Genomic DNA, 26,259 nt, shown 5'->3' on the forward strand with positions numbered 1-26,259 from the left:
CATCTCGCTCACGTCACCGTTCCATCACGTCCGACGGCAGGCCCGCATAGTTCCCGTGAGTCGGGAAGGGGCCCCCACTGGCTGCATGTGGCCCGTCCGGCAAGGCTCCCTGGAGGTTGCGCGTCCATGACCGAGTTCCCGAACCTGTCCCGCAGGGGCTTCCTCACCAGAACCGCGGCCGTCGGCGGACTGCTCACCGTCCCCGGACTCCTCAGCGCGTGCAGCAAGACGGACGGCGGTGACGGCAGCGGGAAGCTGGCCCAGCTGAAGAAGCAGGGCTATGTGAAGGTGGCCTACGCCAACGAGGCACCCTACGGCTACAAGGAGAACGGCCAGCTCAAGGGCGAGGCGCCCACGCTGCACCGGGAGATCTTCAAGGCGCTCGGCGTGCCCGAGCTGCGCCCGACCTTCTCCGAGTGGGACGGCCTGATACCGGGGCTGCAGGCCGGCAAGTACGACGTGATCAGCGCCGGTATGGCGATCATCCCGGACCGCTGCGCGAAGGCGCTGTTCTCCGAGCCGGAGTTCATCTCGCCGACCGCGATGATGGTGAAGAAGGGCGATCCGAAGAAGCTGACCGACCTGGCGGCGGCGAAGAAGGCCGGGGCGACCATCGGCGTGATGTCCGGCGCGGTCGAGAAGGACTACGCCACCGGCGCCGGGATCTCCGCCGGCAGCATCAAGACGCTGCAGAGCCCGCAGGACGGCGCGGACGCGGTCAAGGCCGGCCGGATCGACGCCTTCCTGCTCACCAGCATCTCGCTGAACTGGCTGGCCAAGACCAACAGCGGGCTGGAGGTCACCCAGCCGTTCATCCCGGAGGTCGACGGCAAGAAGCAGTACAGCCCGGGCGGCGCCGTCTTCCGCAAGGGCAACGAGGAGCTGCGGGACGCCTTCAACGAGCAGCTGAAGAAGATCACCTCCGACGAGGCCCGCTATGCGAAGCTCATCGGGCAGTACGGCTTCGGCAAGGAGACCATCCCGCCGGCGAACCTCAAGACCGCCGACCTCTGCAAGGGCTGACGGGGACGCCTGCCCATGGGTGACTTCTACTCCTACTTCTTCGGCCACCTCTCCCAGGTGTGGTCCGGACTGGCGGTGACGCTGGAGGCCACGGTGCTCGGCGCGGCCGTCGCGCTCGCGCTGTCCTTCGTGTTCGGCTTCATGGCGGGCAGCCGGTCCGTGCTGGTGCGGGGCGTGTCCCGGGTGATCGTGGAGTTCTTCCGCGGCACCTCCCTGTACGTCCAGCTGTTCTGGTTCTTCTACGCCTTCCCGCTGCTCTTCCAGTACCAGCTCACCCCGCTGTTCTGCGGGGTGCTGGCCTTCGGCATGAACTACGGCGCCTACGGCTCCGAGGTGGTGCGCGGCGCGCTGAACGCCGTACCGAAGGCACAGTGGGAGGCGGCGGTCGCACTGAACATGACGCCGCTGCAACGGATGCGCCGGGTGATCCTGCCGCAGGCGTGGGTGCAGATGATCCCACCGTTCACGAACCTGCTGATCCAGCTGGTCAAGTGCACCCCGCTGCTGTGGCTGATCCAGGCGGCCGACCTGACCACGGTGGTGCAGCAGATGCGGACCCGCACCGGCGAGACGACGTGGGCCTATCTGACGCTCCTGGTGCTGTACTTCGTCCTCGCCTACGCCCTGACCCTGCTGATGAACGCCGTGGAGCGGCACGCGAAGGCCCGGCTCGGCCTGCGCAGCGACGCCCGCTCCCTGCTGCGCACGCGGAGCGCCGAGTCGCCGCGCAGGTCCGAACTGGCGGGAGGTGCCCGGTGAACTACCAGTGGGACTGGGGCGCGATGGGGGACGCGCTGCCCCTGCTGCTGAAGGGTTTCGAGACCACACTGCTGGCCACCGTCCTCGGTATCCTGCTGGCCGCCGTGCTGGGACTGGTCGTCGCCGTGCTGGGGCGTGCCCCGACCCGGCTGGTCACGGTGCCCGTGCGGGCCGTCACCGAGTTCGTGCGGTCCACGCCGATGCTGGTGCAGCTGGTCGGCGCCTACGCGATCTTCCACACGGTCGAGCCGCTGGTCATCGGCATCGCGGTGCTCGGCATCCACTACGCCTCGTACCTGTCGGAGGTGTACCGGGCGGGCATCGACGCCGTGCCGAAGGGGCAGTGGGAGGCCTGCCGGGCGCTGTCGATGTCGACGCGGCGCACCTGGCAGGCGGTGGTGCTGCCGCAGGCCGTGCGCAACGTGCTGCCGGCGCTGGGCAACTACGGCATCTCCATGTTCAAGGAGACCCCGTTCCTGGCCGTGATCACGGTGTCGGAGATGGTCTCCCAGGCCCGGGAGTACGGGGCCACCCACTTCGTGTACGCCGAGACGTTCACCCTGGCGGGACTGATCTTCCTGGCGGCTAGCTATCCGACCTCGCTCCTGATGAGAAAGCTGGAGAGGCGCCTTGGCCACTGATCCCCTGCAGAAGACGAGCCCGGCGGAAGCGGTGGTGCCGCAGGCACCCTCCGACCTGGTGCGCTTCGACCATGTGGTCAAGCGCTTCGGTGACCACGTCGTGCTCGACGAGCTGGACTTCACCGTCCGGCGCGGCGAGCACGTGACTCTGATCGGGCCGAGCGGCTCGGGCAAGACGACCATCCTGCGGCTGCTGATGACCCTGGAGCGCGTCAGCGACGGCGTGATCTGGGTGGACAGCCAACCACTGTCCCACATGCCCGGTCCGGACGGTCGGCTGAAACCGGCCGACGACAAGCACCTGCGGCGGATCCGCAAGAAGATCGGCATGGTCTTCCAGCAGTTCAACCTCTTCCCGAACATGACAGTGCTGCGGAACATCACGGAGGCGCCCGTCAACGTGCTCGGGCTGAGCCGCGAGGAGGCCGAGCAGCGGGCGCGCGAGCTCCTGGACCTGGTCGGGCTCGCCGACAAGGTCGGGGCGCACCCGTCCCAGCTCTCCGGTGGCCAGCAGCAACGGGTGGCGATCGCGCGGGCGCTCGCCATGCGGCCGGAGATCCTGCTGCTGGACGAGGTGACCTCGGCGCTGGACCCCGAGCTGGTCGCCGGTGTGCTCGATCTTCTGAGGGAGATCGCGCACACCACCGACATCACGCTGCTCTGCGTCACCCATGAGATGAACTTCGCCCGCGACATCTCCGACCAGGTGATGATGTTCGACTCCGGCCGGGTGATCGAGTCCGGTCCGCCGGACAAGATCTTCGGCGAGCCGGAGCACGAGCGCACCCGGGAGTTCCTCAGCGCGGTGCTGTGACCTGGGCGTGCGCCGGACCGGTGCGGCCGGCGCGGCCCGCGCGTCCATACCGGTCCGCCCGCCCCGGGGTGGTCACGAGCACCCCTCGGGACCAGGTAGTATTTTCTTCGTCGCCGGCCGCGTGAAGCGGAGGGCGAGAGTCATGCGCCGCTAGCTCAGTTGGTTAGAGCAGCTGACTCTTAATCAGCGGGTCCGGGGTTCGAGTCCCTGGCGGCGCACGAGCCGAAAGGCCCCTCGCGAAAGCGGGGGGCCTTTCGCATGCCCGGCGCGAACCGGCTACGGCATGACTTCGTCCACCGCCGAGAAGACCAGATGGGCAACGGCCATGAAGACGAGGCAGAAGGCGATGAAGACGCCGAGGAAGGCGTACGCGCAACCCTGGCCCGCCGCCAGCCTGCCGGGGGCCGGGGCGTGGGCCGTCGCCCGCTCCGGACGCTCGGCCGTGTAGTGCACGGCGACGATGTCGCCCTCGACCGTCGTCGCCGGCCCGCCACTCTCCGTGAACCGGACGGCGCGGCCCTCTCGGGTCGTGAACTCGTACACGTGGTGCAGCGTCGGGCGACCGTGCCCGTCAACGGCCGTGCCGTGGGTCTGGTACGTCCGCAGGCACCGCGCCTCGGCCGTGAGTCCGCTGTTCCAGGCGCCGCGCACCTCGCGCGAGCGGCCGGAGATCCGGACCAGGAGGAACACCGCCCCGCCGATCATGAGCGTCGGCACGACGTAGAACAGCGCCTGCATGACATGGGACAACGCCCCCATGAAGCCCCCCGACCCCCGTGCGGCCGCGATCGGCCGGCGTGGGAGAGACGCTACCCACGCCGGCCGCGCCCGTGGCTCAGGCGATGCTCAGAGTTGTGCGTCAGAAGGTGACGTCCGAGCAGGCGTAGAACGCGTTGCCCGTGTCGGCGATCGTCCAGACGGCGAGGATCACGTGGTGGCCGCTCAGCCCGGTGGGCAGGGTGCCGCTGTGGCTGAGGGTGGACGGTGGCTGCTTGCCGCCGTAGGGGACCGTCAGGAACGGCGTCGTGTTCAGGTCGGAACGGGTCAGCGCGTGGTCCTGGTTCCAGCCCTGCCTGGTGACGTAGTACTTGAAGTCGGTCGTGGCGTGCCTGGCCGTGAACTGCCAGCGGAAGGTGTAGCTCTGGCCGCCGGCGACCCTGGTCGTCGGCCAGGCACCGCCCGAGGGCGTCCGGGGGCTGTCGAGCTGGGCGAACCGGGTGTTGTTGCCGGAACAGATCCGCCCGTCCGCCGGTCCGGCCGCCGGGAAGCCCTTGGGCCCCTCGACGCTCTGCGGCTCCCACTGGATGTCGCCGCAGTTGGTGACCGTGCCGTTGGCGCAGAGCTTCTGCCTGCTGATGGGGAGGTCGGTGTAGCCGTGGCTGCTGGCGCCGCCGGTGGAGAGCACGAAGGCTCCGGCGGTGGTGAGGCCCAGCACGGCCGCGTACAACTTGGCCTTGGTGCGCATGCTGCCGCTCCTGAGAACGTGTGGGGAGGTTCGGTGAGCTGTGCTGTGCGTGTGCTGTACATGCTGGTCTAGACCAAGGTCCAGGCTATTGCGACTCCTTGAACATGTCCATACCAATAGCAGGCGGCTTCCGGACGCCCGTTGGTCAGGACCATCCCTCCCCGTCCTGTAAAGTTGTCCACGTCAGCAGGCGCCGCTAGCTCAGTTGGTTAGAGCAGCTGACTCTTAATCAGCGGGTCCGGGGTTCGAGTCCCTGGCGGCGCACGATGGCGATGGCGAGGCGTGTTCGCGGAAAAGCGCGAACCGGCCTCGCCATCGTTGTTTCCGCGCGGCTTCGCCGCGCGTTGTGGGGGCTTCGCCACCCACGCCCCCCGAGCCGGCACCCTTCTCGCACACATGTGCCGCCCTGAGACTTACGTGCGTATGAGTGGTTAACTCCGTTTTTCGCATCTTGCGATCATGCTGAGCACCGTAGAACCCTTGATGCGGAGATGCCGCATGTACGCGGTAATTGGGGGGTTGTCGGGGGATTGTTGGGGGGTTTCGAAAGGTCGTTTGAGCCTGTTGCCCGATGTGCGGGGAGAAGGGGCCCTTGTGCGTCGAAGGCCGCCGAGGGGGGCAGCCATGCAACCGGCACGAATCCGATGACACGCGCGTGACCTGCGTGTGGGGGGATGACTCATGACGTCGACGCCGACGGGCGCCCGGCACCAGTACGACCACACCGGCCGAACCGGCCACAACGGCCGAGACAGTCACATGAACCGCTCCAGTAGCACCGGCCGCACCGGCCGCACCGGCCACACGGTGAGTCTCCGCAGACTCCGCAAGACGCTGCCGAGATACGACTACGAGCACTACAGCCGCCTGGCCGGTCCCCTCACCCAGCCCGACCCGGACCGGCCCTACCGGGTGCAGTACCGCTCGCTGATCTCGCAGGAACCGCACCGCCTCCGGGTCGCGCTGATGCTCGCCGCCGCGCCGCTGCTCTCGCTGGTCCTGCTGGCCTGGCTGCTGCAACCCGAGCACTGGACCGAGCGGGACCACCCGGCGTACGACTTCCTGCCGGTCCTCGACGTGGTGATGCTGGTCTCGATCGGCCTGATCGAGTTCTTCCGCTGCATGAACGTGCTGTCCAACGCGCACGCCACCCTGGTCGCCCGCGACCCGGTCCCGGTGGTGCCCGAGACCGGCACCCGCGTGGCCTTCCTCACCACCTTCGTGCCGGGCAAGGAACCGCTGGAGATGGTGACGAGGACCCTCCAGGCCGCCGTGCGGCTGCGCCACCGGGGCGTGATGCACGTCTGGCTGCTCGACGAGGGCGACGACGACGAGGTGAAGGCGGTCTGCGCGCGCCTGGGCGTGCACCACTTCACCCGCAAGGGCGTCGAGCGCTGGAACCAGCCCAGGGGCCCGCACCGCGCGAAGACCAAGCACGGCAACTACAACGCCTGGCTCCAGGCGCACGGCGACGAGTACGACTTCTTCGCCTCCGTCGACACCGACCACGTGCCGCTGCCCAACTACCTGGAGCGGATGCTGGGCTACTTCCGCGATCCGGACGTCGGCTTCGTCATCGGCCCGCAGGTCTACGGCAACTACGACACGTTCGTCACCAAGGCCGCCGAGTCGCAGCAGTTCCTCTTCCACGCTCTGATCCAGCGCGCCGGCAACCGCTACGGCGCGCCCATGTTCGTGGGCACCTCCAACGCCGTACGGATCAGCGCGATCAAACAGATCGGCGGGCTGTACGACTCGATCACCGAGGACATGGCGACCGGCTTCGAGATGCACCGCGCCAAGAACCCGGCGACGGGCCGCAGGTGGAAGTCGGTCTACACCCCGGACGTGCTCGCCGTCGGCGAGGGCCCGAACGCCTGGACGGACTTCTTCACCCAGCAGCTGCGCTGGTCGCGGGGGACGTACGAGACGATCCTCAAGCAGTACTGGAAGGGCTTCGGCTCGCTGCCGCCGGGCCGGCTCTTCAACTACACCATGATGATCGTCTTCTATCCGATGTCCGCCCTCAACTGGATCCTGGCCGCGCTGAGCTGCGCGCTGTTCCTGGGCCTGGGCGCCTCGGGCGTGAACATCGACCCGACGGTGTGGTTGATGCTGTACGGCAACGCCTCCGCGCTCCAGATCGGCCTGTACGTCTGGAACCGCCGGCACAACGTCTCCCCGCACGAGCCGGAGGGCTCCGGCGGTGTCGCCGGCATGGTGATGTCGGCGCTGTCCGCGCCGATCTACGCCCGCTCGCTGATGGACGCGGTGCTGCGCCGCAGGAGCAGGTTCGTGGTGACCCCGAAGGGCGAGTCGGCGAGCCCCGACACCCTCTTCGGGACCTTCCGCGTGCACTGGTTCTTCATCCTCGTCTTCGCCGGCTCCCTCGCCGCCGGCTTCGCCCGCGGTCACTCCCACCCCGCGATGATCACGTGGGCGGCGCTCGCCCTGCTGATCACCGCCTCGCCGATTCTCGCCTGGCGGTGGGCGCCGCGGCAGGACGGGCGCGCACCGGAGCCCGCCCCGGCCGAGCGAGCGCACACCCCACCACGCAGGCCCACCTGGGCCGGGTCCGGCGCGAGGAGTTCGGAGGGGACGGGCGAGCACACCATGCAGATCGCCCTCGGCGGGCTGGGGGGACGTAAGGAATGAGGGAGCAGCAGGCCGGCCTCCGCCGTGCCCGCCGGCTCGGGATCGGCGCGGTGGCGGTCCTCGCCCTGGCGGGGATGAACGGGCCGTGGCTCTACCGCTTCGGCACGGAGCGCTACCACCGGTACACGATCAACAAGCCCGAGTACAAGGCCGCCAACGGCCACTGGGACATCGTCGAGTTCCCCAGGAAGTACCGGCAGGACACCATCCACGCGGTGCTGCTGCACACCGGGAAGGTCCTGCTGGTCGCGGGGTCGGGCAACAACCAGGAGAACTTCGACGCCAGGAAGTTCGACTCGCGGATCTGGGACCCGGTCAAGGGCACCGTCAAGAAGGTGCCCACGCCCAACGACCTGTTCTGCACGGGTCACACCCAGCTCGGCGACGGCAGGATCCTGATCGCGGGCGGCACCAAGCGGTACGAGAAGCTCAAGGGCGACGTCACCAAGGCCGGCGGGCTGATGATCGTCCACAACGAGAACCCGGACAAGCCGATCACCCTGCCCGCGGGCACGCGGTTCACCGGCCGGGCGAACGGCAGGACCTTCGTCTCCAAGGACCCGGTGCTGGTCCCGCGCGCGAAGAAGAACTTCGACAAGAAGACGGGGAAGTTCCTCGGCAACACCCCGGGGCTGGGCCGGATCTACGTCGAGGCGCACAAGAGCGGCGCCGCCTACGAGACCGGGACCCAGGACAACTACCGGATCCAGGGCCTGACCGGCACCGACGCCCGCAACACCTACGGCATCGCGCAGAAACTCGCCCTGGACAAGAAGGACTTCCAGGGCATCCGGGACACGTACGAGTTCGACCCGGTCGCGGAGAAGTACATCAAGGTCGATCCGATGCACGAGGCCCGCTGGTATCCGACGCTCACCACCCTGAGCGACGGCAGGATCCTCAGCGTCTCGGGCCTGGACGACATCGGCCAGCTGGTCCCGGGCAAGAACGAGATCTTCGACCCGCGGACGAAGAAGTGGACGTACACGCCGAAGGCCCGTCAGTTCCCCACCTACCCGGCGCTGTTCCTGATGCAGAACGGCAAGATCTTCTACTCGGGTTCGAACGCCGGCTACGGCCCCGCCGACGTGGGCCGCGACCCGGGCGTCTGGGACGTGGCCGGCAACAGGTTCAGCGAGCTGCCCGGGCTGAGCGACCCGGACATGATGGAGACCTCCGGCACGGTGCTGCTGCCGCCGGCCCAGGACGAGAGGTATCTGGTCATCGGCGGCGGCGGGGTCGGCGAGTCCAGGCTGTCCAGCAGGAAGACCCGGCTGATCGACCTGAAGGCGAAGCACCCGCACTTCACCGACGGGCCGTCCCTGGAGAAGGGCACCCGCTACCCGCAGTCCTCCGTCCTCCCCGACGACACCGTGCTGGTCTCCGGCGGCTCCCAGGACTACCGGGGCCGCAGCGACTCCGACATCCTCCAGGCCCGGTTGTACGACCCGAAGTCCAACACCTTCAAGCGGGTCGCCGACCCGCTGGTGGGCCGGAACTACCACGCGGGCTCGATCCTGCTGCCCGACGGCCGGGTGATGTTCTTCGGCTCGGACCCGCTCTACGGGGACAAGGCCAACACCAGGCCGGGCACGTTCGAGCAGCGCATCGAGATCTACACACCTCCGTATCTCTACCGGGACGCGCGGCCCTCGCTCTCCGGCGGCCCGGGGACCATCGCGCGGGGCGCCTCGGGGACGTTCACCTCGCAGCACGCCACCACGATCAGGAAGGTCCGGCTGATCCGGCCCAGCGCCTCCACGCACGTCACGGACGTCGACCAGCGCTCGATCGCGCTGGACTTCAAGGCGTCCGGGGACAAGGTCACGGTGACGGTGCCGAAGAACCGGAACCTGGTGCAGTCGGGCTGGTACATGCTGTTCGTGGTCGACGACCAGGGGACGCCGAGCACGGCGCGGTGGGTGAAGGTGCCGTAGCCGGCCGGCCCGGTCACCGGTCCGGCCCGGTCGCTACCGGCTGAGCCGGCCGGTGGCTGGGCCAGCCCGGTGGCTGGGCCGGCCCGGTGGCTGGGCCGGCCCGGTGGCTACCGGCTGGCCCTGGCGAGGGCGAGCGCGTAGCTCGCCCACCACTGACCCGCCTTCGGCCCGCCCTTGCACTCGCCGTCCGACTCGCCGGGCCGCTTCACCCACAGGTAGGCGTCCACGAGCGGGTCGGCGGTCCTGGTCGTGGGCGGCTCGCCCAGGGCGCGGCCCGGCGGGTTGCACCAGCGCTCGTCCGGGTCACCGCCGGTGTAGGGGCCGTTGCCGTTGCGGCTGGTGTCGATGACGAAGTGCTTGCCGCCCGCCTCGGCCGACAGCTGCTTGCCGTAGGCGAGGGAGTCCGGCGTGGAGTAGAAGTTGGACACGTTGACCGCGAAGCCGTCGGCGGGGCCGACGCCCGCCCGCTTCAGCGGCTCGACGACCTGGTCGGGTCGGCCCCAGCCGGCGTTGCCCGCGTCCAGGTAGACCTTGGTGTTCTTCAGGGACTTGAGCGTGTCGACGGCGCCCTCGAGGAGGTCGTAGCGCTCCTCGTGGAACTCGTCCGGGGTGCAGCCGTCCACCAGGTGCAGTACGGCGTCCGGCTCCAGGATCACCGTCGCCGGGCGGTCCCCGATGCCCCGGGCGACGGCGTCGATCCAGGCGCGGTAGGCGTCGCCGTCGGCGGCACCGCCCCGCGAGTACTGGCCGCAGTCGCGGTGCGGGATGTTGTACAGCACCAGCAGGGCCGTACGGCCCGCCCGATCGGCGGCCTCGGTGAAACCGCGGGCCTCCCCCTCGGGGTTCTCCGGGCCGATCCACTCGCCGGTGGGCTGCTCGGCGATCTTGCGGATCTGCTCGGCCTCGTCCTTCCTGCCGGCCTTCTCGTACGCGGCGACCTGCCGGGCCGCGGTGCCGTCCGGATTGACCCAGAACGGGTCGGCCTCCTTGGGCCGCTGGGTGATTCGGGCGCCGGCGCCTTCCTTCCGATCGCCTCCGCCCCCGTCCCCGCCCCCCGATGAGCACCCCGCGACGAGCAGCGCCGCACCCAGCACCGCCGCGGTCACCGGGGCGCGCCGGGACCGGGCCCCCCTCCTGCCGTCCATGCGACTCCCCCTCGGTGCGCTCGGCCACCTGGCCCGCGTTCCATGCTGCCAGGCGGCTTCGGCTCACGGGCCGGTTCCGGCGAGGTGGCGCGTGAGCCGGTTGCGCGAGGTGAGACGGGGTACGCGCACACGCTCCGGGCGCCGGGGCGGGGGGCCTCAGCGGCCGGACGGTGCGGGTCTCAGCGGCCGGACGGTGCCGGCGGCGGGTTGTCCTCCATGGGGCGGCCGACCGCCGCCATGTCTCCGCTCACGGTGGCCGGCCGGACCGGGCCCTGCCGCTCATCGGCCCGGTCGCTTCCCCACTCCCACACCCCGAGCAGCAGGACCAGCCAGGCGAGCCCGGCCAGCAGACGGCCGGCACTCCTCAGACGTTCGGTGTCGGACATCGTGATCGCATCCCTCAGACCTCTGTCTCGGACTCGGACTCGGGGTCAGGCTCGAACTCGGGCTCAGGCTCGGACTCGGGCTCGGGCTCGGGTTCGGCCCCGTTCTCCGCCCGGGTCTCGGTCTTGGTCCCGGTCCCGGTCTCGCCGTCGTCCCGGGCGCGGGTCGCGCCGAGCGTCCGGGGCAGGAGGAGGACGGCGGTCGTCGCGGCTCCCGCGAGGACCAGGCCGGTCACCGCGTGCGCCGTACCGGGCGGGGCCGCGACGGGGTGGAGCTCCGAACAGAGCGTCATGCCCAGTGAACCCATCGTGACAACCTCCGGGTACCAGGAGACGCCCGGCGGACCGGCCCCGCATCCGTGGCGGAGCGTCACTGCTCCGTTCGGGTGAGGGAAAGGGGCACGGAAGGGTCAGACCAGGTCCACCAGATCGGCGATCGAGTCGACGACCTCGGACGGCCGGAACGGGTAGCGGTCGACGTCCTTCGGCTGCGTCACCCCGGTCAGCACCAGGAACGTCCGCATCCCGGCCTCCAGACCGGCGAGCACATCGGTGTCCATGCGGTCGCCGATCATGGCGGAGCTCTCCGAGTGGGCGCCGATCGCGTTCAGCCCGGCGCGCATCATCAGCGGGTTGGGCTTGCCGACGAAGTACGGCTTCTTGCCGGTCGCGGCGGTGATCAGGGCGGCGACCGAGCCGGTGGCCGGCAGGTCGCCCTCGACGGACGGGCCGACATTGTCGGGGTTGGTGGCGATGAACCGGGCGCCGCCGTTGATCAGCCGCACCGCCTTCGTCAGGGCCTCGAAGGAGTACGTCCTGGTCTCGCCGAGGATCACGAAGTCGGGATCGTGGTCGGTCAGGATGTAGCCGACGTCGTGCAGCGCGGTGGTCAGGCCCGCCTCGCCGATGACGTAGGCGCTGCCGCCCGGCCGCTGGTCGGCCAGGAACTGGGCGGTGGCCAGCGCCGACGTCCAGATGTTCTCCACCGGCACGTCCAGGCCCATGCGGCTCAGCCGGGCGTGCAGGTCGCGCGGCGTGTAGATGGAGTTGTTGGTGAGCACCAGGAAGGGGCGGCCGGACTCCCGCAGCTTCTTGAGGAAGGCGTCGGCGCCGGGGATCGGGACACCCTCGTGGATCAGGACTCCGTCCATGTCGGTGAGCCACGACTCGACGGGCTTGCGTTCTGCCATGTGCGGATCTCCTGCCGTACGCGGGCCTGCGTGGGCCTCAGCCTAACGAGTGACCCGATCTTGCCGGAACGGTTCAGCTTCCTGCGGTCCGCTTCCACGATGCGACATGCGCGGTGCCGGACGGACGGCGGAACGGACGGCGGAGCAGGGCGGGCAGGGCGGCGACCGAGTCGAGGACGTGGGTGGCGCCCGCGCTGCGGAACTCCTCGTCGCCGTGGGCTCCGGTGCGGACCCCGGCCATCAGCCCCGCCCCGGCGCGGACGCCGCTGAGCACGTCGTAGGAGGTGTCACCGACCACGGCCACCTGGCGCACGTCGTCGGCGGTCCCGGTGCGCAGGAACGCCTCCAGCACCATGTCGGGGTACGGCCGCCCGCGCCCGCCGGCGTCGGCCGGGCAGAGGGTGAGCGGCACCAGGTCGCGCCAGCCGAGCGCGTCGAGGATCGCGTCCTGGGTGACGCGCGCGAAGCCGGTGGTCAGGACGACCGTACGGCCGTCGGCCTGGATCTCCTCGACGGCCTCGCGGGCGCCGGGGACCGGTGCCACGAGCCCGCCGTCGACGAGTCCGCCGTACGCCTCCTCGAAGGCGGTGTTGGCCCGCCGGGCCGCCTCCTCGGCGCCGAACAGATGCCGGAAGACGGAGATCTTCGACTCGCCCATGGTGGCGCGGACGTAGGCCAGCTTCTCGGCGTGGTCGGCCGAGCCGGGCTCGACGCCGAGTTCGGCGGCGGCCGCGGCGAACGCCTGCTCGACCAGGCCGCCGTCGGCGACGGTGGTGCCGGCCATGTCGAGGACGACGAGGCGGATGCCGTCCCGGTCGGTGGTGTGTGCGTCGGTGGTGTGTGCGTCGGTGGTGTGTGCGTCGGTGGTGTGTGCGTCGGTGGTGTGTGCGTCGGTCATCTCTCTCCTCACCAGCCCAGTTCGTTCGCGGTCCGCTCGGCGATCGCGGGCGCGCAGGTCATGCCGCGCCCGCCGGGCCCGGTCACCAGCCACACCCCGTCGCGGACCCGCTGCCGGTGCACCACCCGGCTCGGGTCGGTGCACTGCGCGTACACCCCGGCCCAGCGGCGGCGGATCCTCGGCAGCGGGCGGCCGAGCAGGGACTCGACGACGGCGGCGAGGTGCTCGTACGGCTCCTCCACGGTGTCGAAGGCGAAGGGGTGTTCGTACTCGTGGGTGTCACCGATGGTCAGTCCGCCGTCGGCGCGCTGCACCATGAGCAGCTGCATCCGGTGCGCGGCGGCCGTCGCGGGCTGCGGCTGCCGGGCGTCGAGAACGTCCAGAGCGGCGGAGGCGTACGCCGGGTAGTACCGGAAGCTGTCCGCGTCCGCGACCGAGGTGGGCAGCGGCTCGCCCAGCGGGTCGGTCTGCATCATCTGGAGCCGGACCCGGCGCACCGGCAGGTCCGGCCCGGCCAGTTCGCGGACGAGTCCGCCGAGCCAGGCGCCCGTGCACAGCACCACCACGTCGGCGGTGTGGACCTCGCCGTGGTCGTCGCGGACGGCGCTCTCGCCGACGACCTCGCGGACCTCGCGGCCGGGCAGGAAGGTGTAGTTCGGGTGCCCGAGCAGTTCGGCGCGCAGGGCGCGCTGGGCGGTGCGCGGCTCGACGGCGGCGTCCCGCTCGCAGTACAGGGCCGCGTCGAACTCGCCGCGCAGGGCGGGGTTGAGGGCGCGGGCCTCGTCCGGCGTGAGCAGCTTGTGGCCGCGGGCGGCGGCGTCCGGGCGGGCCACGGCGGCCTCGGCGACGGCGCGTTCCAGCTCGCCCCGTACGGGGGTCAGGGAGCCGTTGGCGCGGAAGCCCAGCGCGGGCACCCGGCCGCCGATCTCCTCCCAGATCTCCCGGGCGCGCAGGGCGGTCTCCAGCTCCTCGCCGCCCGCCCTGCCGCTCACCCAGATCTGCCCGAAGTTGCGCAGCGAGGCGCCGCGGGCCTCGGCCTCGCGCTCGATCTGCACGACCTCATGGCCGCGTTCCACTGCCTGCCAGGCGTGCAGGGTGCCCAGCACGCCGGCTCCGACGACTGCCACTTTCACGACGGCGACGCTCCTCTCGAACGGGACCGGAAGTGTCCGGCTGACAACGAGCCTGGACGAGCCGTCGCGATTGGGCTAGACCCGTTATCGTTTCGTGATGCGACACCCCGGCGGGAGTGACGCTTGTCTCAGCCGCCCAGGTGCGTGGCGAAGGAGAAGCGGTCCCCCCGGTACAGGCTTCGGACCCGCTCCAGAGGGCCGCCCCCGGTGTCCCGCGAGACCCGGTGGATCAGCAGCATGGGCAGCGCGGGCGGCGTACCGATGAGCAGCGCCTCGCGCGGGGTGGCGAGCACCGTCTCGATGCGCTCGTCGGCGTCGCCGAAGACGATGCCGAGCCCCTCGAGATAGGCGTAGAAGGAGGAGTCGGGATCGAAGTCGGTGTCCAGGCGCGGCAGGCGGGCCACGGCCACGTACGTGCTCTCCAGGCCGATCCGCTCGTCGTCCGCGAGGAGCACGCGCTCCAGGTGCCAGACGGGCTCGCCGCGGGTGAGGCCGGTCTCGGCCGCGAGGGCGTCGGAGCAAGGGAGACGGTCGAGGCCGACCAGGGTCCGGCCGGGTGTACGGCCCTGGCGCCGCACGCCCTCGGTGTAGCTGGCCAGGGACAGCGGCTGCTCCAGCTTGGGGCCGGCGACGACCGTGCCGCGGCCCCGGCGCCGCAGCTTGCCCTCCAGGACCAGCTCGCGCAGCGCCTGCCGCACCGTCTCGCGGGCGACGCCGTACTCCTCGGACAGATCGCGCTCGGTGGGGATCGGCCGGCCCTCCCCCAGCTCGCGGACGAGGCCGTCGATCCTCGCCTTCACCGCGTAGTACTTGGGGATCCGGCCGTGCTCCGGGATGCCGGAGCGGACCGGGGCGCCGGGGGCCTGGTCGTTCGGGTAGTCCACCCAGGGATCGTCGCAGACGCGGGGCACGGGTTCACCGGCGCCTCCAGGTCAGTACCAGCGTGCCGCCGGCGGCCAGCAGCAGGGCGACGGCCGTGATCACTCCGTCCGGGGTGGCGAGGCCGGTGCGGGCGAGCTGGTCGGCGAAGGGGAGGTCGTCGTCGGGGGCGTCGGGGGCGGTGGCGGCGGGGTCGGCGGAGGCCGAGGGGGTACGGGAGGAGGTGGCCGAGGCGGCGGTGTCCTTGTCCGTGTCCGGGTCCTTCGGCGCGTGGGCGTGGGCGTGGGACCGGATACGGAACCGGTAGTCGTCGGACTGCCCGACCCAGTCGCCGTCGTCGTCGTGCCGCTGTACGACGGCCGCGTTCGCGGTGACCTCGTTCGCGGCGGCGTCGGAGGTGAACGAGAGCCTGACCTTCACGGTGACGGTCCTGCCCGGCCCCACGGTGAACCCGGGCAGCCCGGCGTCGAACGGGCCGACGAGTTCGTCCTGGTCGGTGGACTCGAAGCGCACGGGGTGGACGCCGGCGCCGTCGTAGAACTCCAGCCGGACCTGGCCGGCCTTGAGGGCGCGCTTGTCGTCGACGAGGACGACGACGGGATGGACGGCGGCGCAGGTACCGGAGGTGGTGTTGGTGAGGTCGAGGAAGAAGGTGCCGTGTCCGCCGCCGGCGCGGTAGGCGGCGGGGCCGCCGTGGATACGGCTGGCGATCGGGAAGTTACGGTCGTCCGGCCCGGCACAGGCGGGACGCGAGTCGGCCCGGGCGAGGGCGGAACCGGTCAGAAGCAGGGCGGCTGCGGCAAGGCAGGGGGACAGGGACGTGCACAGTCGCATGACCACGTGACCTTCCCGAACCGTGCCCCCACCAGGAAGCCACCCCGAACACACCCCTCGAACAGCCCCACACTTCCGCCCGACCAGCCCAGCAGCCAACGCAACTGCGAGCAGTCGCAGGCCTCCGTAGCTGCGGGCAGTCGTGCCGCAGGGCGGCACGGGTGGGCGCAGCGGCACCCCCACACGGGGCAAGCGCCCCACCCCACAGCAACCACCCCCCACCCCCGCCGGCACCCGCACGCGCACGCGTACGCTCACCCGTCCCCCCGCCCGAACAACGGCCCCAACAGCAACTGCGCCGCCCCCACCGCAACCCCGAACTCCCCACCCGGGGCCACCCGAACCGGCACCCCGCAAGCAGAACTCCCACCGCGCCGAGCCCGCGCGGCGACCCCCGCGCCCACCCCCGCCACGAACACCTCCGGCGCCGCCGCGACCGTACGCCCGCCCAGCAGCACCAGATCGATGTCCAGCAGCCCCACCAGATTCGCCGCCCCCGCCCCCAGCACCCGTGCCGCCTCCTCGACGTCCCCCCGCTCCACGGCCGCCAGGCACAGCGCCTCGACACACCCCCGCTCACCGCACTCGCACGGCGGCCCGTCCAGCTGGATCACCTGGTGACCGAACTCCCCGGCCCCGGTCCGCGCCCCCCGGTGCACGCTCCCGCCGATCACCAGTCCGGCCCCGAGCCCCGTACCGAGATGGAGATAGGCGAAGGAGCCGCCCTCCCCGGCGAAGGAGCCGCCCTCCCCGGCGACGGCGAGCCCGAGCGCGGCGGCGTTGGTGTCCTTGTCGACGACGACCGGCAGCCCCAGGCGCGCGGCGAGCGCGTCCCGCAGCGGAAAGCCGTCCCACTCCGGGAACCCGGTCACCCGGTGCAGTACCCCTCGCGCATGGTCGAGCGGCCCGGGCAGCGCGACGCCCACCCCGAGCACCGAACCCGCCGCAACCGACCCGGCCGCCGCCGGCCGCACCGACCGCTCCACGGCGTCCAGCACCGACTCGGCCCCCGCCCCGAGGTCCAGGGGCGCACGCCGCTGCCCGACGACGGTACCGGTGAGGTCGACGAGGACCACCCGCAGTTCGTCGCGGTCCAGGTGCACTCCGACGGCATGCCCGGCGTCCGGCACCAGCCGCAGCACCGTGCGCGGCTTGCCCCCGGTGGAGGCGCGCCGCCCGGCCTCCGCGGCCAGCCCCTCCTCCCGCAGCCGGGCGGTGATCTTGCTGACGGCCTGCGGGGTCAGCCCGGTGCGTTCGGCGAGCTCCAGTCGGCTGATGCCCCGCTCGCCGGCCGTGCGCAGCAGGTCGAGCACCAGCGCGGTGTTGTGGCTGCGCACGCCCAGCAGGTTCACCCCCGCCGTGTCGCCCCTGATCCCGCCGATCCCGCCGATGCCACCCACGCCGTCCACGCCGCCGACTCCGCCGCCTCCGCCCGCCCTGCCGTTCGTACCGCTCACAGCCCCCATTGTCCCCGCCGCTTGCACTTTGGCAACAGCGTTGCGAAAGTGGGAGCCATGACAGGTACGACAGGCACCCCCCTCCGCGTGGGCCTCATCGGCTACGGCCTCGCGGGCTCCGTCTTCCACGCCCCGCTGATCGCCACCACCGACGGCCTGGTCCTCGACACGGTCGTCACCTCGAACCCGGAGCGGCAGGAGCAGGCCCGCACCGAGCACCCGGGCGTGCGGACCGTGGCCGGCCCCGACGAGCTGTTCGCCCGCGCCGGCGAACTCGACCTGGTCGTCGTCGCCTCCCCGAACAAGACGCACGTCCCGCTCGCCACGGCCGCGCTGGAGGCCGGACTGCCGGTGGTCGTGGACAAGCCGGTCGCCGGCACGGCGGCCGAGGCGCGCGGCCTCGCGGCCCTCGCCGAGGAGCGCGGACTGCTCCTGTCCGTCTTCCAGAACCGCCGCTGGGACAACGACTTCCTGACGCTGCGCCGGCTGATCGCCGACGGCGAGCTGGGCGACGTATGGCGGTTCGAGTCACGCTTCGAGCGCTGGCGGCCCAAGCCCAAGGGCGGCTGGCGGGAGTCCGGCGACCCGGCGGAGATCGGGGGTCTGCTCTACGACCTCGGCAGCCACGTCGTCGACCAGGCCCTGGTCCTCTTCGGCCCGGTCACGCAGGTGTACGCCGAGTCGGTGATCCGCCGCGCGGGCGCCGAGACCGACGACGACACGTTCATCGCGCTCACCCACGCGAACGGCGTCCGCTCCCATCTGTACGTCTCCGCCACGGCCGCCCAGCTCGGCCCGCGATTCCGGGTGCTGGGCTCGCAGGCGGGCTACGTCAAGTACGGCCTGGACCCGCAGGAGGACGCGCTGCGGGCGGGGGCGCGCCCGGGTCCCGAGGGCTGGGGCCGGGAGGACGAGTCCCTGTGGGGCCGCGTGGGTGCCGGGGAGTCCCCGGTGACCGGCGGCGGCCGCGCCGTACCGACGCTGTCCGGCGACTACCCGGCGTACTACGCCGCCGTGGCCGCCGCCCTGCGCGAGGGCGCCCCGAACCCGGTGACGGCACATGAGGCCGCCGCCGCGCTCGACGTCCTGGAGGCGGCCCGCCGCTCGGCCCGCGACGCAGTGGCGGTACGACTGTGACCGCGAACCCCGAACCCACCCCCACCGTCGAGGAGCTTCAGGCGCAGGAACGCCGCCTGGTCTTCAGCCGGTTCAGCCACGAGGACGCCTGGGTGCTGGGCTCGCTGCTGGTGGAGCTGGCGCGGGAGCGGCAGGCGCCGGTGGCCATCGACATCCACCGCGCCGGCCAGCAGCTCTTCCACGCGGCCCTGCCCGGCTCGACCCCCGACAACGACGCCTGGATCGCCCGCAAGCGCCGGGTGGTGGAGCGCTACGGCTCCGCTTCCTACCTGGTCGGCGCGCGCTTCCGGGCCAAGGGCACGACCTTCGAGGACTCCTCCCGCCTGGACCCCGACACCTACGCGGCCCACGGCGGCTCCTTCCCGATCACCGTCGAGGGCGTCGGCGTGATCGGCGCGGTCACGGTGTCGGGCCTGCCGCAGTTGCAGGACCACCGGCTGGTGGTGGAGGCCCTCGAGGCGTTCCTCGACCGGTAGCCGCAACGACCACGAGGGATCCGTAGTCCCCGAGAAGCCGTAGTCCCCGAGAGACCCGTAGTCCCCTCGGGGGATTACCGGCGAGGCCCCGCGGGTTGGGGTGCGTGTACGCGAGATGATCACCGCACCCCGCCCGGAGGGATCGGAACCGATGAGCGACACGGCAGCCCCGCAGCAGGAAACGGCCGCGCTGAAGGAGAAGGTCGGACCGTACGGCGTCTGGAGCATCGGCCTCCGCTCGGAGGACCCGACCCGGCACGGCGAGATCGCCGAGGCCGCCGCCGAACTGGAGGAGCTCGGCTACGGCGCCGCATGGCTCGGCGGCAGCAGCGCGCCCCGCAACGCCGCCCCGCTGCTCGACGCGACGTCGACGCTGGTCGTCGGCACCAGTATCCAGAGCATCTGGCAGTACGACGCCGAGGCGAGCGCGGCCGGGTTCACCGAGCTGGAGGCGTCCTCCCCAGGCCGGTTCGTCCTGGGCCTGGGCGTGAGCCACGCCAAGCTCGCGGAGCAGTACCGGCGCCCGTACTCGGCACTGGTCGACTACCTGGACGCCCTGGACGTCGCCGGGGTGCCCGCCGGACGCCGGGTGCTGGCCGCGCTCGGCCCCAGGACGCTGCGGCTGTCCCGGGACCGGGCGGCGGGCGCCATCCCGTACCTGGTCACCCCTGAGCACACCGCGCAGGCCCGGGAGACCCTGGGCGAGGGCCCGCTGCTCGCCCCGGAGTTCAAGGTCGTCCTGGACGAGGACCCGGACCGCGCCCGCGAGACCGCCCGCGACTACCTCGCGATGTACCTGGAACTGCCGAACTACACCAACAACTTCCTGCGCCTGGGCTTCACCGAGGACGATGTGCTGCACGGCGGCAGCGACCGCCTGGTCGACGCGGTGTTCGCCTGGGGCGACGAGAGCCGGATCCGCGCCCGTGTCGAGGAGTTCCGAGCGGCGGGCGCGGACCACATGGCCCTCCAGGTCGTCACCGGCACCGGCGACCGCGACGAACTCCCGCGGGAGCAGTGGCGCAGGCTGGCCGATCTGTTGAACGGCTAGGCGTCCTTGAGTTCCTGGCGCTGGCGTCCCAGACCCTCGACCTCCAGCTCGACCACGTCCCCGGAGCGCAGGAACGGCTTGGGGTCGGGCTGACCGAGGGCCACGCCGGCGGGGGTGCCGGTGTTGATGACGTCGCCCGGGTAGAGCGTCATGAAGTGGCTGACGTAGCGCACGACTTCCGCGACCGGGAAGATCTGCTCGGCGGTCGTGCCGTCCTGCTTCAGCTCCCCGTTGACCCACAGCCTGAGGGAGAGGTTCTGCGGGTCGGGCACCTCGTCGGCGGTCACCAGCCACGGCCCGAGCGGGTTGAACGTCTCGCAGTTCTTGCCCTTGTCCCAGGTGCCGCCCCGCTCGATCTGGAACTCGCGCTCGGACACGTCGTGCGACACGGCGTACCCGGCGACATGCGCGAGCGCCTCCTCGTGCGACTCCAGGTAGCGGGCCGTACGGCCGATGACGATCGCCAGCTCCACCTCCCAGTCGGTCTTGGTGGAGCCGCGCGGTACGAGCACGGTGTCGTTCGGCCCGACCACCGTGTCGGCCGCCTTGAAGAAGATCACCGGCTCGGCGGGCGGCTCGGCACCGGTCTCACGGGCGTGGTCGTGGTAGTTCAGCCCGATGCACACGACCTTGCCGATCCGGGCGAGCGGCGGCCCGATCCGCAGCCCGGTCGCGTCGAGCGCGGGCAGCTCCCCGGCGTCGGCGGCGGCCCGGATCCGGCCGAGCGCCGCGTCGTCGGCGAGCAGCGCGCCGTCGATCTCCGGGACGACTCCCGACAGGTCACGCAGGGTGCCCTGGGCGTCCAGCAGCGCGGGCCGCTCCGCCCCCGCCGTACCGACTCGCAGCAGCTTCATGTTCCCCATCTCCCTCGATCGCGGGCAGCCCGGCCGAGCGACGCGACCTGGGTGCGGCGGACGCGGCCGTCGGAGGACTGGTCGATCCTCCAAGGTCGAGGTCCAGTCCGCAATACCCCGTTCACGTACTGGACCGTAGCCAGGTCCATGCGCAGGGTCACCGGTGGAGCACCGCCCGGCAGGTCACCGGTAAAGCACCGCCCGGCAGGTCACCGGTAGAGCACCGCCCGCTCGACGGCGCTCCACGCCGTACTGGTCACCACGTACAGCGCGGCGGCCAGCGGCACCACCGCCACGGTGACGAGCGTGAAGTACGACATGAACGGCATGGCCTTGCTCATCACGCCGAGCCCGGGAACCTGCTCCCCGCCGACGGCGTCCCCGCCACCGACGGCGACCGCACCGCTCTCGGCCGCGCTCCGCTTCGCGCGCAGGAAGTTGAGGGTGGCGGCGGCGGCCACGACCGCGAACAGCGCGACGTACACGAGCCCGGACACCCCGAAGACCTGGCCGTCCGCCAGCACGTCCGCCCACCGCCCGCCGAGCGGGGCGGTCAGCAACCGGTGGCCGAGCAGCCCGTTGCCCTCGCCGCCGATCGTCGAGCTGGAGAAGAGGCGGTAGAGCAGGAAGAAGGCGGGCAGCTGGAGGAGGCCGGGCAGGCAGCCCGACAGCGGTGACACCTTTTCCTCGGCATGCAGTTCGAGCACCGCCTTCCGCATCCTCTCGGGATCCTTCCGGTACTTCGTCCGCAGCTCGGCGACCCGCGGCTGGAGCGCGGCCCGGGCGCGCTGCCCGCGCGCGGCGGCGCGGGAGAGGGGGAGGACGAGGAGTCGTACGAGCGCGGTGAACAGGACGATCGCGGCGGCGGCCGCGGAGGCGTGGAACAGCGGCTGGAGCAGGTCGGCGAGTCGCTCGACCAGACTCGCGAAAACGGACAGCACTGCGGACATGGGTGAGCCCTCCAGGGGTCTCTCGTCGTGCCGGGGTCGAAGAAGGCATGGCGGCATGACGACCGGACCCGCGCAGGACCGAGGGGGAAACGGGAAGGACCGAGGAGGAAACGGGAAGTGCGCCCTACGCGACGGCGGTCGTCGGAAGGGCGCATCCGGGTGCCCGGGGCCGTGACCGGCCCGCGGCGTCGGGATCGCGCTGCGGCAGGAAGGCCGTACGGCGTGCCCGGTCGCGGATGGCCGTACGCACCCGGGTGGGCGGCATGACCGGCACGGAGCGCGCCGCGAGCAGCGCGCAGGCGACGAGCGCCGCCCCGGCCGCGACGGTGACCGAGAGGCTGCCGGCGGTGTCGAGCAGCGAGAGCTGAAGGACCAGCAGGGCCAGAAGCAGCAGGAACAGCAGCAGGGACAGCAGCAGAGGAGCGAGTCGCGCACCGACCCGCTGACGGATCACGGTCGACTCCCTCCCTCTCGTCCCAGCTGTCGTCATACAGGATCGATCTGGAGCGGCTGCAACAGCCTCTTCGGCCGCAGCAGCGCCCGGCTGACCGGATCCGCCGGGTGGGGATCGAGTCCGGGTCCCGGCACCATGAGGACGTCCGGGACGGGCACGACGGTTCCGCAGGCGGGGCATTCGCCGTACGACCCGAGTTCGGTGCCGCAGTCGGCGTGACGGAAGACGCGCAGCTGCTCCTCGCCGAAGTGCTCGCGCCCCCACAGGCCGAGCGCCCGCAGGGCGGGCCACAGGGCGATCCCGCGTTCGGTGACGACGTACTCGTCGCGGGGCGGCGACTCCTGGTACCGCCGCTTCTCGAGGATGCCCTCGGAGGTCAGCGTCTGGAGCCGGGCCGCGAGGACGGCGCGGGGGACTCCGAGGTGGACCAGGAAGTCGTTGTAGCGCCGTACGCCGTAGAGCGCGTCGCGGACGACGAGCAGCGTCCAGCGCTCCCCGACGATCTCCAGCGCGCGGGCGATCGAGCACTCCTGCGTCGCGTAGTCCTTGCCCAGTGCCATGGGATCCACTGTAGCCACTTTTCGACATCTTGGTTCAGTGAACGAACTGAGGGTGTTACGGTGGCGACAGGCATTGAGTTCAATCATTGAACCAACTAGGTCACCAGCACCGCCGCCACCGCCGAACCAGCAGATCCCGACCCGACACACACCACAACCGTGAATCCCCTCCGCCCGTCCGGAAGGACAAGGTCATGACCGGCCCCGACTCCCCCACCACGGCACACGCCGCCGCCACCGCCACCGAAACCACCACCTCGACCGCCACCTCGGCCGAAACCGCACGCGGCACGGCGCGCCCGCGCGAAGGACTCCGGGACTCGCCCCCGCGCCCCGGGGCCACCCTCGCCGTGACCAGCGCCGCCACCGCAGTGGCCCTGATGACGTACACGGCGCCGATGGTCACGCTCCCCGACACCGCGGCCGCCCTGCACACCTCCCTCTCGGCCCAGGCATGGCTGCTCAACGGCACCCCGCTGGGCCTGGCGGCGCTTCTCCTGGTGGCCGGCAGCCTGGCCGACGACCACGGCCGCCGCCGCGTCTTCCTCGCCGGCACGCTGGCCCTGGGCCTGACCACGGCCCTCGGCGCCTTCTCGAGCTCCACCTGGCAGTTCACGCTGGCCCGCATCGCTCAGGGCGCGGCGAGCGCGGCGCTGCTGGCCAGCAGCCTGGGCCTCATCGTCCACGCCTTCCCGTCCCCGCGCGGCCGGCTCCACGCGACCGGTGCCTGGGGCGCCTTCGTGAGCGGCGGCATCGCGGTAGGCCCCCTGGTCTCGGGCGCCCTGCCGAACTGGCGAATCGGATACGGCATCCTGGGCGCGGCGGCGCTGGTGGTGACGGCGCTCGGCGCACGCGCCCTCTCCGAGTCGCGCGCCCCGAGGCCCGGCCGCCCGGACATACTCGGCGCACTGGCCTTCGGCCTGGCCCTGGTCGCCCTGGTCGCGGCCCTGACCCTGGGCCGGGACGGCTGGCTCCGCCCCTCGGTGGGCGTCCTGCTCGCGGCGGCGGTGCTGCTGGTCGGGGTCTTCGTGGCGGTGGAACGCCGTACGGCCACGCCGATGATCGACCTGTCCCTGCTGCGCCACCCGCCCTTCCTGGCGTCCTCGGCGGGCGGCCTGTTCACGGGCCTGGCGGTGATCGGCCTGTTCAGCTTCCTGCCGGCCCTGTTGCAGCAGACACTCCACCTGTCCCCCATCGCCACGGCCTGGCTGTTCCTGCTCTGGTCGGGCCTGAGCTTCGCCGTCGCGCTCCTGGCGAGGCACCTGGCGGGCCGGCTCTCCCCCCGCACGCAACTGGCCCTCGGTTTCGTCCTGCACGCGGCCGCCGTCCTGACGATGCTGGGCGCGATCGGCTCCGGTTCCTGGGTACGCCTGCTCCCCGGGCTGCTGGTGGGCGGCGTGGGCAGCGGACTGCTGAACGCGGCCCTGCCGCTGGTCGCCGTGGAGTCCGTACCGGCGCAGCGGGCGGCGATGGGCTCGGGCGCCCAGCAGACCTTCCGCTACATCGGCTCCTGCGCGGGCGTCGCCCTGACCATCGCGATCGCCACGTCGGCGGCGAGCCCGGCGCGCGGCGCGAACCTGGCGATGCTGGTGTCGGTGGGACTGGCCGCGGCGGGCGCGCTGACGGTGGCGGCGGCGCGGGGAGGGCGGTGAACCGGCCGGGCCACAGGCAGGCTTCCCCTTCCTCTAGCGGTTTTAGAAAGGGCTGCCACAACCCTCGACAATGCCCGGCGGCACCCTCCATGCTTCTCGACGGCACCCGGAACACGCCGGACACGTAGGGGGCGCATGGCTCCAACCCCGGTGTGCCCAGGGGCCGTTGACCGGCCGGCAAAGCAGGAGAAGCCGGAGGAGCGGAGGAGCCGGAGAAGCCATGATCCGACGCAGAACACTGCTGGCCGCGACGGGCGCCGGCGTCCTGGGCGGCGCCCTGGGGACCCTGGGCGCCGGCACCGCGTACGCGGACGCCACGATCTCCGTCAACCCGTCGACGACGTACGGCACCTGGGAGGGTTGGGGTACGTCCCTGGCCTGGTGGGCCAACGTCTTCGGCGGCCGCGACGACTTCGCCGACCTGTTCTTCACCACCAAGTCGGTGACGTACGGCGGCAGATCGCTGCCCGGCCTCGGCCTGAACATCGCCCGCTACAACCTCGGGGCGTGCAGCTGGAACAGCGTGAACGGCGAGTCGATGGTCGCTTCGCCCAACATCCCGAAGTTCAAGCAGATAGAGGGCTACTGGCAGGACTGGACGAACGAGGATCCGGCCTCGTCGTCGTGGAAGTGGACGGCGGACGCGACACAGCGCGCGATGCTGGTGAAGGCGACCCAGCGCGGCGCGACATCGGAACTCTTCGCCAACTCCCCCATGTGGTGGATGTGCAACAACCACAATCCGTCCGGCGCCTCGGACGGCGGCAACAACCTCCAGACCTGGAACTACCGCCAGCACGCCTCCCACCTGGCCGCCGTCGCCCTCTACGCCCACCAGCACTGGGGCGTGGACTTCGCGACGGTCGAGGCCTTCAACGAGCCGAGCTCCGACTGGTGGAAGGCCTCCGGCACCCAGGAGGGATGCCACATGGACGCCTCGGTCCAGGCGGATGTACTCCCCTACCTCCGCAGCGAACTGGACAGCCGCGGCCTGACCTCGACGAGGATCTCGGCCTCGGACGAGACGAGCTACGACCTGGCCCGCACGACCTGGAACTCCTTCGGGTCGTCGACGAGGGCGCTGGTGGACCGGGTGAACGTGCACGGCTACCAGGGCTCGGGCGGCCGGAGGGACCTGCTGTACACGGACGTGGTGACCACGGCCCGCAAGGCCCTGTGGAACTCGGAGACCGGCGACAGCGACGGCACGGGCCTGACCCTGGCCGGCAACCTGCTCTACGACTTCCGCTGGCTGCACCCCACGGCCTGGGTGTACTGGCAGGTGATGGACCCGAGCGCGGGCTGGGCGATGATCGCGTACGACCCGAACACGCTCCAGCCGGGTTCCGTACAGACCAAGTACTACGTGATGGCCCAGTTCAGCCGCCACATCCGTCCGGGCATGACGATCCTGGACACGGGCGTGAGCTACGCGGCGGCGGCCCTGGACAGGTCGGCGAAGCGCCTGGTGATCGTCGCGGCCAACACATCGGCCTCGGCGACGACCCTGACCTTCGACCTGTCCCGCTTCTCCACGGTGACCGGCGGCTCGGGCGGCCTGGTCCCCCGCTGGAACACGGTGACGACGGGCGGCGGCGACCTCTATACGGCGCACACGGACACGTACCTGAGCGGCAAGGTTCTGAGGGTGCCGTTCGCGGCGAAGGCGGTGCAGACGCTCCAGATCGACGGGGTGGTGGTCTGACGGACGGGCGCCGCAACGACCGGCCGCGGCAACGCGTCGCGCCCACGTCGGTCGGGCCGGTCGCGCCGGGCCGGACGGTCCGCGCCGTCTGACCGATCGCGCCCGTCGGACCGATCGTTCCGATCGGTCGGATCGGACGGTTCGCGCCAGGCGATCGCCCTGGCGCGGGCCCGGCGGTCATGCCATGGACGGCAGGCGAACCGGACG

The 26,259-nt window shown here is 71.5% G+C and carries 26 protein-coding genes and 2 tRNA genes; 13 read left to right on the forward strand and 15 right to left on the reverse strand.

Annotated features, from left to right (window positions below):
- Positions 1 to 126: 126 nt before the first annotated feature.
- From ehuB to ABZ484_RS06770, 5 genes are all read left to right on the forward strand, one after another.
- The gene (gene ehuB, locus ABZ484_RS06750) at positions 127 to 1,023 is read left to right on the forward strand and encodes an ectoine/hydroxyectoine ABC transporter substrate-binding protein EhuB (protein ID WP_358864793.1); all 897 of its coding nucleotides are present in this window, start codon (positions 127 to 129) and stop codon (positions 1,021 to 1,023) included.
- A 15-nt stretch (positions 1,024 to 1,038) separates the two neighbouring features.
- On the forward strand, positions 1,039 to 1,782 hold the full coding sequence (gene ehuC / locus ABZ484_RS06755; protein WP_358864794.1) for an ectoine/hydroxyectoine ABC transporter permease subunit EhuC: 744 nt from the start codon (positions 1,039 to 1,041) through the stop codon (positions 1,780 to 1,782).
- On the forward strand, positions 1,779 to 2,423 hold the full coding sequence (gene ehuD, locus ABZ484_RS06760) for an ectoine/hydroxyectoine ABC transporter permease subunit EhuD (protein ID WP_358864795.1): 645 nt from the start codon (positions 1,779 to 1,781) through the stop codon (positions 2,421 to 2,423). Before ehuC ends, ehuD begins: the two co-directional genes overlap by 4 nt.
- Positions 2,413 to 3,237 carry an ectoine/hydroxyectoine ABC transporter ATP-binding protein EhuA gene (ehuA, locus tag ABZ484_RS06765; protein WP_358864796.1) on the forward strand — a complete coding sequence of 275 codons (825 nt, stop codon included), beginning with the start codon at positions 2,413 to 2,415 and terminating at the stop codon, positions 3,235 to 3,237. The genes ehuD and ehuA overlap by 11 nt, the downstream gene beginning before the upstream one ends.
- Before the next feature lie 144 nt (positions 3,238 to 3,381).
- A tRNA-Lys gene (locus ABZ484_RS06770) sits at positions 3,382 to 3,455 on the forward strand.
- A gap of 58 nt (positions 3,456 to 3,513) precedes the next feature.
- Here the strand turns inward: ABZ484_RS06770 and ABZ484_RS06775 are convergent.
- Both ABZ484_RS06775 and ABZ484_RS06780 read right to left on the reverse strand, forming a co-directional pair.
- Positions 3,514 to 3,975: a DUF3592 domain-containing protein gene (locus ABZ484_RS06775; protein ID WP_358864863.1), complete on the reverse strand. Its 462-nt coding sequence runs from the start codon at positions 3,973 to 3,975 to the stop codon at positions 3,514 to 3,516.
- Between the two features lie 121 nt (positions 3,976 to 4,096).
- On the reverse strand, positions 4,097 to 4,702 hold the full coding sequence (locus ABZ484_RS06780; protein WP_358864797.1) for a lytic polysaccharide monooxygenase: 606 nt from the start codon (positions 4,700 to 4,702) through the stop codon (positions 4,097 to 4,099).
- A 190-nt stretch (positions 4,703 to 4,892) separates the two neighbouring features.
- Between ABZ484_RS06780 and ABZ484_RS06785 the strand changes: the two genes are divergently transcribed.
- The 3 genes from ABZ484_RS06785 (at position 4,893) to ABZ484_RS06795 (ending at position 9,294) form a co-directional block, all read left to right on the forward strand.
- Positions 4,893 to 4,966, forward strand: a tRNA-Lys gene (locus ABZ484_RS06785).
- Positions 4,967 to 5,383: 417 nt separating this feature from the next.
- Entirely contained in the window at positions 5,384 to 7,357 is a 1,974-nt protein-coding gene (locus ABZ484_RS06790) for a glycosyltransferase family 2 protein (RefSeq protein ID WP_358864798.1), read from the forward strand.
- Positions 7,354 to 9,294, forward strand: a complete 1,941-nt coding sequence (locus ABZ484_RS06795; protein ID WP_358864799.1) for a kelch motif-containing protein — start codon at positions 7,354 to 7,356, stop codon at positions 9,292 to 9,294. Before ABZ484_RS06790 ends, ABZ484_RS06795 begins: the two co-directional genes overlap by 4 nt.
- 107 nt (positions 9,295 to 9,401) lie before the next feature.
- On the opposite strand, the gene ABZ484_RS06800 is transcribed toward ABZ484_RS06795, so the two are convergent.
- The 9 genes from ABZ484_RS06800 to ABZ484_RS06840 form a co-directional block, all read right to left on the reverse strand.
- A complete protein-coding gene (locus ABZ484_RS06800; protein ID WP_358864800.1) occupies positions 9,402 to 10,439 on the reverse strand; it encodes a glycoside hydrolase family 6 protein in 1,038 nt (345 codons plus the stop codon).
- Positions 10,440 to 10,618: 179 nt separating this feature from the next.
- Positions 10,619 to 10,825, reverse strand: a complete 207-nt coding sequence (locus tag ABZ484_RS06805) for a hypothetical protein (RefSeq protein WP_358864801.1) — start codon at positions 10,823 to 10,825, stop codon at positions 10,619 to 10,621.
- Between the two features lie 14 nt (positions 10,826 to 10,839).
- A complete protein-coding gene (locus tag ABZ484_RS06810; protein WP_358864802.1) occupies positions 10,840 to 11,130 on the reverse strand; it encodes a hypothetical protein in 291 nt (96 codons plus the stop codon).
- 102 nt (positions 11,131 to 11,232) lie between these two features.
- Entirely contained in the window at positions 11,233 to 12,012 is a 780-nt protein-coding gene (locus ABZ484_RS06815; protein WP_358864803.1) for an HAD-IIA family hydrolase, read from the reverse strand.
- Between the two features lie 73 nt (positions 12,013 to 12,085).
- Positions 12,086 to 12,910 carry an HAD family hydrolase gene (locus ABZ484_RS06820; protein WP_358864804.1) on the reverse strand — a complete coding sequence of 275 codons (825 nt, stop codon included), beginning with the start codon at positions 12,908 to 12,910 and terminating at the stop codon, positions 12,086 to 12,088.
- Positions 12,911 to 12,918: 8 nt separating this feature from the next.
- Positions 12,919 to 14,043 (reverse strand): TIGR03364 family FAD-dependent oxidoreductase, encoded by a 1,125-nt coding sequence (locus ABZ484_RS06825; protein ID WP_358864805.1) that lies wholly within the window; start codon positions 14,041 to 14,043, stop codon positions 12,919 to 12,921.
- Positions 14,044 to 14,171: 128 nt separating this feature from the next.
- Positions 14,172 to 14,927: a GntR family transcriptional regulator gene (locus ABZ484_RS06830; RefSeq protein ID WP_358864806.1), complete on the reverse strand. Its 756-nt coding sequence runs from the start codon at positions 14,925 to 14,927 to the stop codon at positions 14,172 to 14,174.
- Between the two features lie 31 nt (positions 14,928 to 14,958).
- Positions 14,959 to 15,756: a hypothetical protein gene (locus tag ABZ484_RS06835; RefSeq protein ID WP_358864807.1), complete on the reverse strand. Its 798-nt coding sequence runs from the start codon at positions 15,754 to 15,756 to the stop codon at positions 14,959 to 14,961.
- A gap of 254 nt (positions 15,757 to 16,010) precedes the next feature.
- Positions 16,011 to 17,222: an ROK family transcriptional regulator gene (locus ABZ484_RS06840; RefSeq protein ID WP_358864808.1), complete on the reverse strand. Its 1,212-nt coding sequence runs from the start codon at positions 17,220 to 17,222 to the stop codon at positions 16,011 to 16,013.
- A 48-nt stretch (positions 17,223 to 17,270) separates the two neighbouring features.
- Between ABZ484_RS06840 and ABZ484_RS06845 the strand changes: the two genes are divergently transcribed.
- From ABZ484_RS06845 to ABZ484_RS06855, 3 genes are all read left to right on the forward strand, one after another.
- Positions 17,271 to 18,350, forward strand: a complete 1,080-nt coding sequence (locus ABZ484_RS06845) for a Gfo/Idh/MocA family oxidoreductase (protein WP_358864809.1) — start codon at positions 17,271 to 17,273, stop codon at positions 18,348 to 18,350.
- Positions 18,347 to 18,826: a heme-degrading domain-containing protein gene (locus ABZ484_RS06850; protein WP_358864810.1), complete on the forward strand. Its 480-nt coding sequence runs from the start codon at positions 18,347 to 18,349 to the stop codon at positions 18,824 to 18,826. Before ABZ484_RS06845 ends, ABZ484_RS06850 begins: the two co-directional genes overlap by 4 nt.
- Positions 18,827 to 18,977: 151 nt before the next feature.
- Entirely contained in the window at positions 18,978 to 19,877 is a 900-nt protein-coding gene (locus ABZ484_RS06855) for an LLM class F420-dependent oxidoreductase (protein ID WP_358864811.1), read from the forward strand.
- On the opposite strand, the gene ABZ484_RS06860 is transcribed toward ABZ484_RS06855, so the two are convergent.
- The 4 genes from ABZ484_RS06860 to ABZ484_RS06875 all read right to left on the reverse strand — a co-directional run bounded on the left by ABZ484_RS06860 (position 19,874) and on the right by ABZ484_RS06875 (position 22,695).
- Complete coding sequence (locus ABZ484_RS06860; protein WP_358864812.1) at positions 19,874 to 20,731, reverse strand: fumarylacetoacetate hydrolase family protein; 858 nt, start codon at positions 20,729 to 20,731, stop codon at positions 19,874 to 19,876. The genes ABZ484_RS06855 and ABZ484_RS06860 overlap by 4 nt on opposite strands.
- Positions 20,732 to 20,940: 209 nt before the next feature.
- A complete protein-coding gene (yidC, locus tag ABZ484_RS06865; protein WP_358864864.1) occupies positions 20,941 to 21,669 on the reverse strand; it encodes a membrane protein insertase YidC in 729 nt (242 codons plus the stop codon).
- Positions 21,670 to 21,805: 136 nt separating this feature from the next.
- Complete coding sequence (locus ABZ484_RS06870; protein ID WP_358864813.1) at positions 21,806 to 22,135, reverse strand: DUF6412 domain-containing protein; 330 nt, start codon at positions 22,133 to 22,135, stop codon at positions 21,806 to 21,808.
- Positions 22,136 to 22,167: 32 nt separating this feature from the next.
- Positions 22,168 to 22,695 carry a helix-turn-helix domain-containing protein gene (locus ABZ484_RS06875; protein WP_358864814.1) on the reverse strand — a complete coding sequence of 176 codons (528 nt, stop codon included), beginning with the start codon at positions 22,693 to 22,695 and terminating at the stop codon, positions 22,168 to 22,170.
- A gap of 194 nt (positions 22,696 to 22,889) precedes the next feature.
- Here ABZ484_RS06875 and ABZ484_RS06880 point away from each other — a divergent pair, with 194 nt between their 5' ends.
- Together ABZ484_RS06880 and ABZ484_RS06885 are read left to right on the forward strand one after the other, a co-directional pair.
- Complete coding sequence (locus ABZ484_RS06880) at positions 22,890 to 24,347, forward strand: MFS transporter (protein WP_358864815.1); 1,458 nt, start codon at positions 22,890 to 22,892, stop codon at positions 24,345 to 24,347.
- 220 nt (positions 24,348 to 24,567) lie between these two features.
- On the forward strand, positions 24,568 to 26,052 hold the full coding sequence (locus tag ABZ484_RS06885; RefSeq protein WP_358864816.1) for a glycoside hydrolase: 1,485 nt from the start codon (positions 24,568 to 24,570) through the stop codon (positions 26,050 to 26,052).
- Positions 26,053 to 26,259: the final 207 nt, after the last annotated feature.

The sequence above is a fragment of the Streptomyces sp. NPDC006393 genome (assembly GCF_040628575.1).
GTDB lineage: Bacteria > Actinomycetota > Actinomycetes > Streptomycetales > Streptomycetaceae > Streptomyces.